General features: G+C 68.9%; 13 protein-coding genes. 7 read left to right on the forward strand and 6 right to left on the reverse strand.

Annotation, left to right across the window (positions count from 1 at the left end; translation table 11 throughout):
* Window positions 1-85: 85 nt before the first annotated feature.
* The 3 genes from I9P22_RS05050 to ubiE all read right to left on the reverse strand — a co-directional run bounded on the left by I9P22_RS05050 (window position 86) and on the right by ubiE (window position 3,282).
* Entirely contained in the window at window positions 86-904 is an 819-nt protein-coding gene (locus tag I9P22_RS05050; RefSeq protein ID WP_199258269.1) for a TIGR00282 family metallophosphoesterase, read from the reverse strand.
* A 61-nt stretch (window positions 905-965) separates the two neighbouring features.
* The gene (gene ubiB / locus I9P22_RS05055) at window positions 966-2,504 is read right to left on the reverse strand and encodes a 2-polyprenylphenol 6-hydroxylase (RefSeq protein ID WP_199258270.1); all 1,539 of its coding nucleotides are present in this window, start codon (window positions 2,502-2,504) and stop codon (window positions 966-968) included.
* Between the two features lies 1 nt (window position 2,505).
* Window positions 2,506-3,282 (reverse strand): bifunctional demethylmenaquinone methyltransferase/2-methoxy-6-polyprenyl-1,4-benzoquinol methylase UbiE, encoded by a 777-nt coding sequence (gene ubiE, locus I9P22_RS05060; protein ID WP_199258271.1) that lies wholly within the window; start codon window positions 3,280-3,282, stop codon window positions 2,506-2,508.
* Between the two features lie 99 nt (window positions 3,283-3,381).
* Here ubiE and mutM point away from each other — a divergent pair, with 99 nt between their 5' ends.
* From mutM to recF, 6 genes are all read left to right on the forward strand, one after another.
* Window positions 3,382-4,227 carry a bifunctional DNA-formamidopyrimidine glycosylase/DNA-(apurinic or apyrimidinic site) lyase gene (gene mutM, locus I9P22_RS05065; RefSeq protein WP_199258272.1) on the forward strand — a complete coding sequence of 282 codons (846 nt, stop codon included), beginning with the start codon at window positions 3,382-3,384 and terminating at the stop codon, window positions 4,225-4,227.
* Between the two features lie 106 nt (window positions 4,228-4,333).
* On the forward strand, window positions 4,334-5,110 hold the full coding sequence (locus I9P22_RS05070) for an enoyl-CoA hydratase (RefSeq protein WP_199258273.1): 777 nt from the start codon (window positions 4,334-4,336) through the stop codon (window positions 5,108-5,110).
* 148 nt (window positions 5,111-5,258) lie between these two features.
* Window positions 5,259-5,528 carry a 30S ribosomal protein S20 gene (gene rpsT / locus I9P22_RS05075; RefSeq protein WP_199258274.1) on the forward strand — a complete coding sequence of 90 codons (270 nt, stop codon included), beginning with the start codon at window positions 5,259-5,261 and terminating at the stop codon, window positions 5,526-5,528.
* 509 nt (window positions 5,529-6,037) lie between these two features.
* Window positions 6,038-7,384, forward strand: a complete 1,347-nt coding sequence (dnaA, locus tag I9P22_RS05080; protein ID WP_199258275.1) for a chromosomal replication initiator protein DnaA — start codon at window positions 6,038-6,040, stop codon at window positions 7,382-7,384.
* An 84-nt stretch (window positions 7,385-7,468) separates the two neighbouring features.
* Window positions 7,469-8,587, forward strand: coding sequence for a DNA polymerase III subunit beta (gene dnaN / locus I9P22_RS05085; protein WP_199258276.1), 1,119 nt, complete (start codon window positions 7,469-7,471; stop codon window positions 8,585-8,587).
* Window positions 8,584-9,660 carry a DNA replication/repair protein RecF gene (gene recF, locus I9P22_RS05090; RefSeq protein WP_199258277.1) on the forward strand — a complete coding sequence of 359 codons (1,077 nt, stop codon included), beginning with the start codon at window positions 8,584-8,586 and terminating at the stop codon, window positions 9,658-9,660. The genes dnaN and recF overlap by 4 nt, the downstream gene beginning before the upstream one ends.
* 39 nt (window positions 9,661-9,699) lie before the next feature.
* Here recF and ade read toward each other — a convergent pair whose 3' ends face one another.
* Complete coding sequence (gene ade, locus I9P22_RS05095) at window positions 9,700-11,481, reverse strand: adenine deaminase (protein ID WP_199258278.1); 1,782 nt, start codon at window positions 11,479-11,481, stop codon at window positions 9,700-9,702.
* Window positions 11,482-11,544: 63 nt separating this feature from the next.
* Between ade and recO the strand changes: the two genes are divergently transcribed.
* A complete protein-coding gene (gene recO / locus I9P22_RS05100) occupies window positions 11,545-12,273 on the forward strand; it encodes a DNA repair protein RecO (protein ID WP_199258279.1) in 729 nt (242 codons plus the stop codon).
* On the opposite strand, the gene I9P22_RS05105 is transcribed toward recO, so the two are convergent.
* Together I9P22_RS05105 and I9P22_RS05110 are read right to left on the reverse strand one after the other, a co-directional pair.
* Complete coding sequence (locus I9P22_RS05105; protein WP_199258280.1) at window positions 12,242-12,622, reverse strand: META domain-containing protein; 381 nt, start codon at window positions 12,620-12,622, stop codon at window positions 12,242-12,244. The genes recO and I9P22_RS05105 overlap by 32 nt on opposite strands.
* A 30-nt stretch (window positions 12,623-12,652) precedes the next feature.
* Complete coding sequence (locus tag I9P22_RS05110; protein ID WP_199258281.1) at window positions 12,653-13,075, reverse strand: META domain-containing protein; 423 nt, start codon at window positions 13,073-13,075, stop codon at window positions 12,653-12,655.
* Window positions 13,076-13,107 lie beyond the last annotated feature (32 nt).

The following is a 13,107-nucleotide window of genomic DNA, read 5'->3' on the forward strand; positions in this document are numbered from 1 at the left end:
AGGCCCGGTTAATCACGGCCCATTCGATGGGGTAATAGAATTATTTTCCCCGCCGTCGCAAGCGAAAGCGCCGGCCCGGCCACGCTCAGGCGGAAATCGGCGAGGCGGACAGCCGGCCGCCGGCGCGCACCGCCTCGACCGCGGTGGCCTTGCCGGTGCGGTCGTCGGTGGTGACCAGCACGCCCGACAGCGTCGCCTCGCCCTCGGCCGGGGTGAAGCGTTCCGCGGCCATGCCGGTCAGGAAGCGGCGCAGCGGCTCGGTCTTTTCCATGCCGATCACGCTGTCGTAGTCGCCGCACATGCCGGCGTCGGTCTGATAGGCGGAGCCGCGGTTCAGGATCATGGTGTCGGCGGTCGGCACATGGGTATGGGTGCCGACGACCAGGCTGGCGCGGCCGTCGCACCAATGGCCCATGGCCATCTTCTCGCTGGTGGCCTCGGCATGGATGTCCACCACCGTGGCCTGCACCAACCCACCCAGCGGATGCGCCTTCAGCACCGCGTCGATGGCCGAGAAGGGGTCGTCGAAGGGCCGCTTCATGAAGACCTGGCCCAGCACCTGCGCCACCAGCACCTTGCGGCCGCGCGTCGCCTCGAACACGCGGGCGCCGCGGCCGGGCGCAACCTTGGAATAGTTCAGCGGCCGGATGATGCGCGGCTCGGTCTCGATATAGGACAGCATTTCCTTCTGGTCGAAGGCATGGTCGCCCAGTGTCACGCAATCTGCACCCGAATCGAGTATGAGCTTGGCGTGTCCCCCGGTCAGACCCATGCCGCCGCTGGCATTCTCGCCGTTGACGACGGTGAAATCGACCCCCAGTCGCTGTTTCAGCGGCCCGAGCCTTTCCGAAATGGCGCGCCGACCGGCGCGCCCCATCACATCGCCAAGATAGAGAATCCGCATGCGCCAGCGTTAGGCCAAAGCACCAGCACGCTCAAGCCCCGCCGCGTGGCGGCCGCAAGGCTCAGCCCAGCCAGGCCCCCAGCGCCGTGCCCGCCAAGGCGGCCACAGCCCCCAGGACCATGCCAAGCGCCAATCCCCGCCCCCGGTGCGGCGGGGGCGGCGACGCGACCGGCTCGCGCAGCAGCTCGGGCATGCGGCGTTCCAGGAATTCCGGCAGCAGCGGCGCGAAGCGGCCCAGCACCTGCGCCGCCCGCGCCAGGTCGCGCGTCGCGGCCCTGGGCCCCAGGTTGTCGCGGATATAGCTTTCCACCACCGGCCGCGCGACCTGCCACATGTTGATCTGCGGGTCGAGCGAGCGCGCCACCCCCTCGACCACCACCATGGTGCGCTGCAGCAGGATCAGTTCGGTCCGCGTGGCCATGCCGAAGCGCTCGGTCACCTCGAACAGATAGGCCAGCAGGTTCGCCATCGAGATCTGGCTGGCATCGGCGCCGAAGATCGGCTCGCCCACCGCCCGCAGCGCGCGGGCGAATTCCTTGATGTCGCGGTCGGGCGGCACATAGCCCGCCTCGAAATGCACCCGCGCCACGCGCTCGTAGTCGCGGCGGATGAAGCCCATCAGGATCTCGGCATAGACCCGGCGGGTGTATTCGTCGATCTCGCCCATGATGCCGAAATCGTAGATGACGATATCGCCGTTCCTTGCCACCTTCAGGTTGCCCTGGTGCATGTCGGCGTGGAAATAGCCGTCGCGCAGCGCATGGCGCAGGAACAGCTGCAGCACCCGCTCGCCCAGCTTCGGCAGGTCGTGGCCGGCAGCGCGCAACGCGGCGATGTCGCCCAGCGGCGTGCCCTCGGCCCAATCGGTGGTCAGCACCCGGCGGGCGCTGAGATGCCAATGCGGGCGCGGCACCTTCATCCCCTCGTCGCCCCCGGTGTTCTCGGCGAATTCCGAGGCGGAGGCGGCCTCGAGCCGCAGATCCAGTTCGCCCGTGACCACCGATTCGAAATGCGCCACCACGTCGCGCGGCCGCAGCCGGCGGGTGGCGGGTGACAGCCGCTCGATCATGCCGGCGGCGAAGTGGAAGGCGTCGATGTCGCGGCGGAAGGCGGATTCGATGCCCGGCCGCAGCACCTTGACCGCCACCTCGCGGCCGTTGTCGGCGCGGCGCGCGCGATGGACCTGGGCGATCGAGGCCGCCGCCACCGGCTCGGAGAATTCGTCGAACAGCGCCTCGACCGGCTGGCCCAGCTCGACCCGCAGGGTGCGGCGCGCCTGTTCCTGGGAAAAGGGCGGCAGGCGGTCCTGCAGCATGGAAAGCTGGTCGGCCAACTCGACCCCCACCACATCCGGCCGGGTCGAGAGGATCTGGCCGAACTTCACATAGGCCGGCCCCAGCGCGGTGATTGCGCGGGTGACCGGCGGCAGGGCCGGGTCGCCCCTGTAGCCCAGCCAGGCGAAGGGCCAGCCAAGGATGCGGGCGGCGATGCGCAGCCGGGCGGGCGCGTCCGCCGCGTCCAGCGCCACCTTCATCGCGCCGGTGCGTTCGAAGGTGGCGCCGGTGCGGATCAGGCGCCAGATGTTGTGCGGGCCGCGCATGTCAGAGCTTCCAGCCTGAATGCAGCGCGGCGATGCCCATGGACAGGTTGCGCCATTGCACGCGGCCGAAGCCCGCCTCGCGGATCATCTCGGCGAAGGTTTCCTGATCGGGGAACTTGCGGATCGATTCGACCAGGTATTGATAGCTGTCGCGGTCGTTCGCCACGATCTGGCCCATGACCGGGATCACGTTGAAGCTGTAGCGGTCATAGAGCCATTGCAGCATCGGCACCGGCATCTGGCTGAATTCCAGCACCAGCAGCCGGCCGCCGGGCTTGAGCACGCGCCGCGCCTCGGCCAGCGCCTGCGGGATGCGGGTGACGTTGCGGATGCCGAAACTGATCGTGTAGCGGTCGAAACTGTCATCGGCGAAGGGCAGCGCCATGGCGTCGCCGGTGACCCAGGCGAGGCGATCCGCAAGCTTGCCGGCCTCGGCCCGCTTCCTGCCCTCGACCAGCATCGACTCGGTCATGTCGCAGACGGTGACGCGGGCGCCCGGCGCGCGTTCCAGGAAGCGGAAGGCGATGTCGCCGGTGCCGCCGGCCACGTCCAGCAAATGCTGGCCGTCGCGCGGCGCCAGCCAGTCCATCATCGCCGTTTTCCAGACCCGGTGGATGCCAACGCTCATCAGGTCGTTCATCACGTCATAGCGCGAGGCGACGCGCGAGAAGACGCCATGGACCAGCCCGGCCTTGTCCTTTTCGGCCACGGTGCGAAAGCCGAAATGGGTCTCCCCGTTGCTGTTGCCGCTGGTCTCGCCGCGCTCGTCTGGGGTCATGTCGCTTGTCCATCCGTCGTTTCGCGCCCAGATAGTCCGAAAGCGCGCCGCGCGCCATACCGGGGACGCGGGCCGCACCATGCGACGAACGGGAAGAAAATGCCAGAACTGCCAGAGGTCGAAACCGTCCGACGCGGCCTTCAGCCGTATCTCGAGGGGCGCGTCATCGCCCGCGCCGAAGCCCGCCGCCCCGACCTGCGCTGGCCCCTGCCGCCCGATCTGGTGCAGGTGCTGACCGGCGCGCGGGTGACGCGCCTGCTGCGGCGCTCGAAATACATCCTCGCCGAGTTGGAGGATCGGGGCAGCCTGCTTTTGCACCTGGGCATGTCGGGGCGGATGCTGATCGAGGGGGAAACGCAGGGCGAATTCCACCGCGACCCGGCGATCCTGCCGCGCCACGACCATGTGGTGCTGTGGACCGACCAGGGCACCCGCATCACCTTCAACGACGCGCGGCGGTTCGGCATGGTCGACCTGGTGGCGCCGGGCGCGACGCATCCGCTGCTGGCGCATCTGGGCCCCGAGCCGCTGTCCGAGGCCTTCACCCCCGAGGCCCTGGGGCGGGCCTTCGCCGGGCGGCGGATGCCGGTCAAGGCGGCGCTGCTCGACCAGCGGATCGTGGCCGGGCTGGGCAATATCTACGTCTCCGAGGCGCTGCACCGCGCCGGCATCGACCCGCGCCGGCTGGCCGGCGCGGTCGCGGCGCCCGAACTCGTGGCGCTGGTCGGCCATGTCCGCGCCGTGCTGGAGGAGGCGATCGCCGCCGGCGGCTCGTCGCTGCGCGACCACCGGCAGGCGACGGGCGAGCTTGGCTATTTCCAGCATGCCTTCCGCGTCTACGACCGTGAGGGGGCGCCCTGCCCCCGTCCGGGCTGCGGCGGCACCGTGCAGCGCATCGTGCAATCCGGCCGGTCGAGCTATTTCTGCCCGCTCTGCCAAGGCTGAAGCCGCCGCCGGCGGGAGCATTGGCCCGACAGAGAAGCGCGCTGGCCTTGCGGTCGCGCTTTTGTTACGAGTCGCGGTCAGCTTGTTTGCGAAAGGCAAGGAGTCGATGGCTTACCAGACCCTCACCGTCGAGATCGACGACTACGTAGCGCTGATCCGGCTGAACCGGCCCGAGGCGCTGAACGCACTGAACTCTCAGCTCATGGGCGAACTGGCCGAGGCGATGGCCGAGGCCGACCGCAACGAGAAGGTGCGCTGCATCGTCCTGACCGGCAGCGAAAAGGCCTTCGCCGCCGGCGCCGACATCAAGGAGATGTCCCGCAAGAGCTTCGTCGAGGTCTATAACGAGAACATCTTCGGCGACGAGATCGACCGCATCACCGCCACCCGCAAGCCGATCATCGCCGCCGTCTCGGGCTATGCGCTGGGGGGCGGTTGCGAGCTGGCCATGGCCTGCGACTTCATCCTCTGCGCCGACAATGCCAAGTTCGGCCAGCCCGAGATCAACCTGGGCGTCATCGCCGGCATCGGCGGAACCCAGCGCCTGACCCGCTTCGTCGGCAAGTCGAAGTCGATGGAGATGCACCTGACCGGCCGCTTCATGGATGCGGCCGAGGCCGAGCGCTCGGGCCTGGTCAGCCGCGTGGTGCCGGCCGCCAAGCTGATCCCCGAGGCGCTGGCGGCGGCGAAGAAGATCGCCGAAAAGAGCCAGATCGCCGTCGCCGCCGCCAAGGAGGCGGTGAACCGCGCCTATGAGACCACGCTGCGCGAGGGCGTGCTGTTCGAGCGCCGCAGCTTCCAGGCGCTCTTCGCCACCGAGGACCAGAAGGAGGGCATGGCCGCCTTCCTGGAAAAGCGCGAGCCGCAGTTCCGCGACCGCTGATTCCGGCTTGGCTTTCGCCCCGGGCCGCTGTATAGGCCCGGGCTTACATGCGCGTGGGCCCGCTTAAGGCAAGAATCATGACCGTCCGCTTTCGGACGGTGCCGTGGGGCTTTTGCGTAATCGAGATACGAGAAAGAGAACAGGACCCATGGCCAACACGCCCCAGTCGAAGAAACGCGCCCGCCAGATCGAGCGCCAGACCGCCGTCAACAAGGCCCGCCGCTCGCGCATCCGCACCTTCCTGCGCAAGGTCGAGGAAGCCATCGCCAGCGGCAATGCCGACGCCGCCCGCGAAGCCCTGAAGAGCGCGCAGCCCGAACTGATGCGCGGCGTGACCAAAGGCGTCGTCCACAAGAACACCGCCGCGCGCAAGATCTCGCGCCTGTCGGCCCGGGTGAAGGCCCTGGCGACCGCCTGATCGGCTGCGGCATTTGCGCAACTATCGGTAGCAATGACTTGGGCGCGCTCCACCCGGGCGCGCCCGATTTTGTCTGGCCTTCCAGGATTTCCCGATCATTTTCAGCGACTTGCCCAATGTCACGGCAATGTCGCATCCTTGCGAGATTCGATCCGGCAAAGTGACTGTCAAGCGCGAAGATCGGTTGCTGGCCGGCGCGGGTTCTTGCTAGCTTGTTCCCTGCGATTCACCGTCGCGCCTGGGGGACATGCTCGGAGCGGGGGACAATTACTGTCAACCGTCAGAGCGGCAGCAGGATCACAGCGATCCGCTACCGAAGATGCACGAGCCGGCTGCCACCGGCATCGTGCGCGTGTCTAATCGTTTCGGCCGCAGGACGGCCCCTGAACGCCGCTTCGGTGGTGCGGGGTGTCTTGTTGCCGAGGCTTGTCCGTTCGGGCCGCGCCGTCGAATCGCCTCACGCCGGAGGATTTCGGCGGGCATGGGGACAAGAGACGGAACTGGGCGAGATGGACAGACTTTGGGGGCAGGCACGTGAAGAACTTCAGAAGATCGTCGGAACCGACAGTTTCTCGACCTGGATCGAGCCGCTCCGCCTGACCGGGGTCGAGGACGGCACGGCGATCATCGCCTGCCCGACCCGTTTCCTGTCCGACTGGGTGTCGCGCCATTACAGCGACGACATCCTGAAGGTTCTGGACCGCATGGGCGGCCCGGTGCAGCGCCTGAGCTTCCAGACCCGCAGCCAGACCGCCCGCCAGGCCGCCGCGCCGGCCGCCAGGCGCCCCGCCGCCCCGCGCCCCTCGGGCGAGGAGGAGCTGGCCGCGCCGCTCGACAGCCGCTTCACCTTCGACAATTTCGTTGTCGGCAAGCCCAACGAGCTGGCCCATGCCGCCGCCCGCCGGGTGGCCGAGGGCGGGCCGGTGACCTTCAACCCGTTGTTCCTTTACGGCGGCGTGGGCTTGGGCAAGACCCACCTGATGCATGCCATCGCCCGCGAGATCCAGAACCGCCAGCCCGAGGCACGGGTGCTCTACTTGTCCGCCGAGCAGTTCATGTATCGCTTCGTCCAGGCACTGCGCGACCGCACGGTGATGGATTTCAAGGAACTGTTCCGCACGGTTTCGGTGCTGATGGTCGATGACGTGCAATTCATCGCCGGCAAGGAATCCACGCAGGAGGAATTCTTCCACACATTCAACACCCTGGTCGATCAGGGCAAGCAGATCGTCATCTCGGCCGACCGCGCGCCGGGCGAGATCAAGGACATGGAGGAGCGCATCAAGTCCCGCCTGCAATGCGGGCTGGTGGTGGACCTGCACCCGACCGATTACGAGCTGCGCCTGGGCATCCTGCAAAGCAAGACCGACAGTTTCCGCGCGCAATATCCCGGGCTGCAGATCGCGCCGGGGGTGCTGGAATTCCTGGCGCATCGCATCACCTCGAACGTCCGGGTGCTGGAAGGCGCGCTGCAGCGGCTGTTTGCCTTCGCCAGCCTGATGGGCCGCGAGATCACGCTGGACATGACCCAGGAATGCCTAGCCGACATCCTGCGCGCCAACGACCGCAAGGTCTCGATCGAGGAGATCCAGCGGAAAGTGGCCGAGCATTACAACATCCGCCTCGCCGACATGATCGGGCCCAAGCGCGTGCGCACCGTCGCCCGGCCGCGGCAGATCGCCATGTATCTGTCCAAGCAGATGACCTCGCGCAGCCTGCCCGAGATCGGGCGCCGCTTCGGCGGCCGCGACCACACCACCATCATGCATGGGGTGAAGAAGATCGAGGAGCTGCGCAGCGCCGACCGCAGCCTGGCGGAAGACATCGACCTGCTGCGCCGGCTGCTGGAAGCCTGATCGCATCCGCTTGACCTTGCGCGGGATTGTGCCACATTGGCGCCCCGCGCCGGGCGCGGCAAGGCCAAGACATAAGGGTGGACCATGAAGTTTTCCATTGAACGCGCCGATCTGGTGAAGGCCGTTTCCCAGGCCCAGTCCGTCGTCGAACGCCGCAACACCATCCCGATCCTGGCCAATGTGCTGATCGAGGCCACGCCCGACGGCGTCAGCTTCCGCGCCACCGATCTGGATACCGAGATCGTGGACCGCGCCACGGCCCAGGTCGAGCGGCCCGGCGCCACCACCGTCTCGGCCGGGATGCTGAACGACATCGCCCGCAAGCTGCCGGACGGTGCGCTGGTGCAGCTCAGCCTCGACGCCGCCTCGCAGCGGCTGGCGGTGCAAGCCGGGCGTTCGAATTTCAGCCTGGCCACCCTGCCGCGCGAGGATTTCCCGGTCATGTCTTCCTCGGAATATTCGGCGAATTTCTCGGCCCCCGCCACGGTGCTGCGCCGGCTGTTCGACAAGTCCAAGTTCGCCATCTCGAACGAGGAGACCCGCTATTACCTGAACGGCGTCTACATGCATGTCGCGCAGGGCGAGGACGGCCCGACCCTGCGCTGCGTCGCCACCGACGGCCACCGGCTGGCGCGGATCGACGCGCCGCTGCCCTCGGGCGCCGAAGAGATGCCGGGCGTGATCGTGCCGCGCAAGACCGTGGCCGAGCTGCGCAAGCTGCTGGACGACGACGAGGCCGAGATCGCGGTCTCGGTCAGCGAGACCAAGGTGCGCTTCGCCACGCCCACCATCACGCTCACCTCGAAGGTGATCGACGGCACCTTCCCGGATTACAGCCGCGTGATCCCCTCGGCCAATGCCCGCAAGCTGGAGGTCGATGCCGGCGATTTCGCCAAGGCGGTGGACCGGGTGGCGACGGTCAGCAGCGAGCGTTCGCGCGCCGTCAAGCTGTCGCTCGACGAGGATCGGCTGGTCCTGTCGGTGAACGCCCCCGATGCCGGCGCGGCCGACGAGGAGCTGCCGGTCGCCTATGCCGACGAGCCGCTGGAGATCGGCTTCAACGCCAAATACCTGCACGAGATCGCCAGCCAGATCGAGCGCGAGAACGCGGTCTTCCTGTTCAACGGCTCGGGCGACGCGGCGCTGATCCGCGAGGGCGGCGACACCAGCGCGGTCTATGTCGTCATGCCGATGCGCGTGTGACGCTGAGCCTGCTGCACCTGACCCAGTTCCGCAGCTGGGCCAGGCTGGAGATCGAGGCCGACCGCCGCCCCCTTGCCATCCATGGCCCGAACGGCGCCGGCAAGACCAATATCCTGGAAGCCGTCTCGATGCTGTCGCCCGGCCGCGGCATGCGCGGCGCCGCGCCCGGCGACCAGGCCCGCAAGGGGCCGGATGTCGGCTGGCAGATCCGCGCCCGGATCGGCGAGCACGAGGTGGCGACCCGCGCCCTGCCCGGCGAGCGGCGTGAGGTGGTGATCGACGACAAGCCCGCGACGCAGATCGCGCTTGGCGGGCTGATGCGGGTGATCTGGCTGACCCCGGCCATGGACCGGCTGTGGACCGACGCGCCGGAACAGCGCCGGCGCTTCCTGGACCGGGTGACGCTGAGCTTCACCCCCGGCCATGCCGAGGATGCGCTGTCCTATGAAAAGGCCATGCGCGAGCGCAACCGGCTGCTCAAGGACGAGATCCGCGACCCCGGCTGGTATCGGGCGCTGGAGGCGCAGATGGCCGATACTGGTTCGGCGGTGACGCGCAACCGGCTGGGCGCCATCGCCCGGATCATGGCAGCGCAGGATGGGGCCGGGACCGCCTTCCCCTCGGCCAGCCTGACCCTGCTGCCGGGCGAGGGTTTCGCGGACGATCCCGATCCCGATAGCATCGCCGCCCGGCTGGCCGAGGGGCGCGGCCGCGACATGGCCGCCGGCCGCAGCCTGACCGGCCCGCATCGCGCCGACCTAGGCGCGCATTGGGGGCCGCAGGCGATGCCCGCCGCGCTGTCCTCGACCGGCGAGCAAAAGGCGCTGCTCTTGTCGCTGATCCTCGCCAATGCCCGGGCGCTGGCCGAGGAAAGCCCGGTGCTGCTGTTGGACGAGGTGGCGGCGCATCTGGACGCAAACCGCCGTGCCGCGCTTTACGACGAGATCTGCGCGCTTGGCGCCCAGGCCTGGCTGACCGGCTCCGGGCCGGAGCTGTTCGAGGCGCTGCGCGGCCGGGCGCAATTCCTGGCGGTCGCGCGCGACGCCGAGGTCTCGCGCATCATGGGTATTTGAGGAGCAAAGAAGCCGGCTGGGCGCCGAAAGCGGTGAAGCTCAAGGGTCGAGCATCAGCTCCACCAATTCGAAGCGGGTGACATCGACCAGCCCCAGGTCCGAGATCCGCAATTCGGGGATCACCACCAGCGCCAGCAGCGAATGCTGCATATAGGCGTTGTTGAGCGTGCAACCGCAATCCTGCATCGCCCTGACGATGCCCTGCGCGGCCTCGGCCACCTCCTCGGCCGGGCGGTCGGACATCAGCCCGGCGATGGGCAGCGGCACGGTCGCCAGTTCCTCACCGTCGCGGAACGCGGTGACGCCGCCGCCGATCCGGCCCAGGTGGTTCGCCGCCGCCGCCATGCTGTCGCGATCCGTGCCGACGACGATCATGTGATGGCTGTCATGCGCCACGGTCGAGGCCACCGCCATCCGGCCTCGGTAGCCAAAGCCCGAGACGAAGCCGTTCACCACGGCGCCGGTCGCCCGGTGGCGCTCGACCAGCGCGATATGGCAGGTCTCGCCCTGCCCCTCGATCACGCCGTCGCGGATCGGCAGCTCGGCGGTCAGCGCCTTGGTCGGGGCCTGGTTCTCGACCACGCCGATGACGCGGACGCGGGCGCTGTCGCCGGTGGCGCGGATTTCGAAGTCGCCGGCGGTCAGGGTCTTGCCCAGGTGGATCGAGTTGCGGGCGCTCTCGGGCCAGTCGATGCGCGGGCAGGCGGCCAGCAGGCGGCCGTTCTCGGCCACGAGCCTGCCTTGGGCGATCACCGTCTCGATGGGCAGGGTCTTGAGGTCGCTGGTCAGGATCAGGTCGGCCCGCCGGCCCGGGGTGATGCTGCCCAGCTCGCGTTGCAGCCCGAAATGGCTGGCGGCATTGATCGTCGCCATCTGGATCGCCACCAGCGGATCGCAGCCGCAGTCGATGGCGTGGCGCACCACGCGGTTCATGTGGCCCTCATGGACCAGCGTGCCGGAATGGCTGTCGTCGGTGCAGAGGATGAAGAAGCGCGGATCGAGCCCCTTGTCGGTGATCGCGGTGATCTGGCTTGCCACGTCATACCAGGCCGAGCCCAACCGCATCATGCAGCCCATGCCCTGGCGCACGCGGGCGATGCCCTGCGCCTCGGTCGTGGTCTCGTGATCGTCATTGGCGCCGCCGGCGACATAGGCGTGGAAGGGCCGGCCAAGGTCGGGGCTGGCGTAATGCCCGCCAACGGTCTTGCCCGCCGCGCGGGTCGCGGCGATCTCGGCCAGCATCTGGCGGTCGCCCGCGGCGACGCCGGGGAAATTCATCATCTCGCCCAAGGCCACGATGCCCTCCCAGCCCATGGCCTGCGCCACCTCGCCCTCGGTGATCGGCTGGCCGGTGGTCTCCAGCCCCGGGGCAGAGGGCGCACAGCTGGGCATCTGGGTGAACATGCTGATCGGCTGAAGCAGCGATTCGTCCCGCATCAGCCGCACACCTTCAAGGCCCAGCACGTTCGCGATCTCGTGCGGGTCGTGGAAGATCGTCGTGGTGCCATGCGGGATCACCGCCGCCGCGAAGCCGGCCGGCGTGAGCATCCCCGATTCGACATGCATATGCGCGTCGATCAGGCCCGGGACCATGAAGCGGCCCGCCGCCTCGATCACCTGCGTGTCGGGGCCGATCGCGGGGCCCGCATCCGGCCCGACATAGGCCACCCGGCCGTCGGCCACGGCGATGTCGGTGGCGGGGATCACCTCGCGCGTGTGGACATTGACCCATTGCCCGCCCCGGATCACCAGATCGGCGGGCGCACGCCCCGCCGCCACCTCGACCAGCCGGGCCTGCGATTGGGTCCACGGTTTCAACATGCCTGCCTCCTTGTTCATCGCCCCCAGATTGCGGCAGGGTGGCACGGAAGGAAAGGCGGCGCGATGGAATGGAGCGGCGAGGCCAGCGTGATGGCGCTGCAAAGGCACGGCGAAAGCGCGGTGATCCTGACCGTGCTGTCGCGCGAGGCCGGACTGCTGCGCGGCCTGGTGCCGGGCGGCGCCAGCGCCAGGCGCGCCGCCATGCTGCAGCCCGGGAACCGGGTCAGCCTGCGCTGGCGGGCCCGGCTGGAGGAGCAGCTGGGCACCTTCGCGGCCGAGCCGGCGCGGGCGCGGCCGGGGCTGCTGGCCGGCGCCGATGCGTTGGCGGGCGTGAACGCGGTCACCGCGCTGCTGACCTATGCCCTGCCCGAGCGTGACCCGCATCCGCGCCTGGCCGACGCGACCGAGGCACTGCTGGACCTGATGGATGCGGGGAAAAACTGGGCCGAGGCCTATCTGCGCTGGGAAATGCGGCTGCTCGATGAGCTGGGCTTCGGCCTTGACCTGGCAAGCTGCGCGGTGACCGGCACGCGCGAGGGGCTGGCCTATGTCAGCCCGCGCTCGGGCCGGGCGGTTTCGGCCCAGGCGGCGGGGGAATGGGCGCCGCGGCTGCTGCCCTTGCCCGCCATGCTGGGCGGGCGCGGCAATGGCGGCATCGAGGATGCGCTGGCCCTGACCGGGCATTTCCTGCAGGCGCGGCTGGCCGAGGCGCATGCGGGCAAGCCCTTGCCGCCCGCCCGCGCCCGGCTGGTCGCCCGGCTTATTGCGTCACCGCCCGCCAGCGGATGGTGACATCGGGCCCGGTCATCACCAGCTCCTCGCCCTCGCGCCTGGCCTCGCGCACGGCGCCGAGCGCCTGGAAGAAGGCCTGCTCGCCGCCCTCCTGCAGGCAGGCGCGGCGGGTGGTGGCCAGCGCGCCCAGGTCCAGCCTCGGCAGCGCCGCATTGTTGCGGCCGCTGAACAGGTTGCACGGCCCCTGCCCCGAGACCGCGCCATCCTCGGCGATCCGCAGCGTAGGCGTGCCCGAGATCGCAACCCCTTCCACCGCGACCAGTTCGTAATCTCCGGGGATGGCCGCGGGATCCGACTCAGACATGCAGGCGGCCAGCGCCAGAGGCAGGGCCAACAAGATCTTGCGCATCATTCTCTCCTTCAGGCCGTGGCCGCAAGCTCACTTCTCCTTGCGATAGCCCGGCTCATAGGTCAGGTAGGTCGGTCCCTTGATGGTCAGCACGCCGCCTTCATAGGTAATGCCGTTGGCTGCCGACAGCGCCTGGAAATAGCGCGATTCCAGCCGCCCGGCCAACCCGCTGCAAGCCATTTCCGTCCGGGTCAGCGACCCCAGAGCAAAGGCAGGCGGCTCGGCGTTCTGGCTTGCCGAGTAATGGTTGCAGGGCGCCTGGCCCGAGATCGAGCCGTCCGCCTCGATGGTCATGCCGACATTGCGCTGCGGCACGGTGTCCGAGCCGATGCCGACCAGCACATAGGGGCCGGTCGGGATATTGGCGCCGGGGGTCGGCGGCGTGGTCGGCTCGCAGGCGGCAAGGCCGAGCGTGGCGGCAATCGCCGCGGAAATCATGGGGATGCGGGTCATTGGCAGCTCCGTTCTGTTCTCTTGCCGCCATA

It is taken from the genome of Paracoccus binzhouensis (assembly GCF_016446475.1).
GTDB lineage: Bacteria > Pseudomonadota > Alphaproteobacteria > Rhodobacterales > Rhodobacteraceae > Paracoccus > Paracoccus binzhouensis.

What these genes read in the sequence shown, in the direction of transcription:
- I9P22_RS05050 (WP_199258269.1), bottom strand. Translation starts at nt 904, where the DNA reads ATGCGGATTCTCTATCTTGGCGATGTGATGGGGCGCGCCGGTCGGCGC.
- ubiB (WP_199258270.1), bottom strand. Translation starts at nt 2,504, where the DNA reads ATGCGCGGCCCGCACAACATCTGGCGCCTGATCCGCACCGGCGCCACC.
- ubiE (WP_199258271.1), bottom strand. Translation starts at nt 3,282, where the DNA reads ATGACCCCAGACGAGCGCGGCGAGACCAGCGGCAACAGCAACGGGGAG.
- mutM (WP_199258272.1), top strand. Translation starts at nt 3,382, where the DNA reads ATGCCAGAACTGCCAGAGGTCGAAACCGTCCGACGCGGCCTTCAGCCG.
- I9P22_RS05070 (WP_199258273.1), top strand. Translation starts at nt 4,334, where the DNA reads ATGGCTTACCAGACCCTCACCGTCGAGATCGACGACTACGTAGCGCTG.
- rpsT (WP_199258274.1), top strand. Translation starts at nt 5,259, where the DNA reads ATGGCCAACACGCCCCAGTCGAAGAAACGCGCCCGCCAGATCGAGCGC.
- dnaA (WP_199258275.1), top strand. Translation starts at nt 6,038, where the DNA reads ATGGACAGACTTTGGGGGCAGGCACGTGAAGAACTTCAGAAGATCGTC.
- dnaN (WP_199258276.1), top strand. Translation starts at nt 7,469, where the DNA reads ATGAAGTTTTCCATTGAACGCGCCGATCTGGTGAAGGCCGTTTCCCAG.
- ade (WP_199258278.1), bottom strand. Translation starts at nt 11,481, where the DNA reads ATGTTGAAACCGTGGACCCAATCGCAGGCCCGGCTGGTCGAGGTGGCG.
- recO (WP_199258279.1), top strand. Translation starts at nt 11,545, where the DNA reads ATGGAATGGAGCGGCGAGGCCAGCGTGATGGCGCTGCAAAGGCACGGC.
- I9P22_RS05105 (WP_199258280.1), bottom strand. Translation starts at nt 12,622, where the DNA reads ATGCGCAAGATCTTGTTGGCCCTGCCTCTGGCGCTGGCCGCCTGCATG.
- I9P22_RS05110 (WP_199258281.1), bottom strand. Translation starts at nt 13,075, where the DNA reads ATGACCCGCATCCCCATGATTTCCGCGGCGATTGCCGCCACGCTCGGC.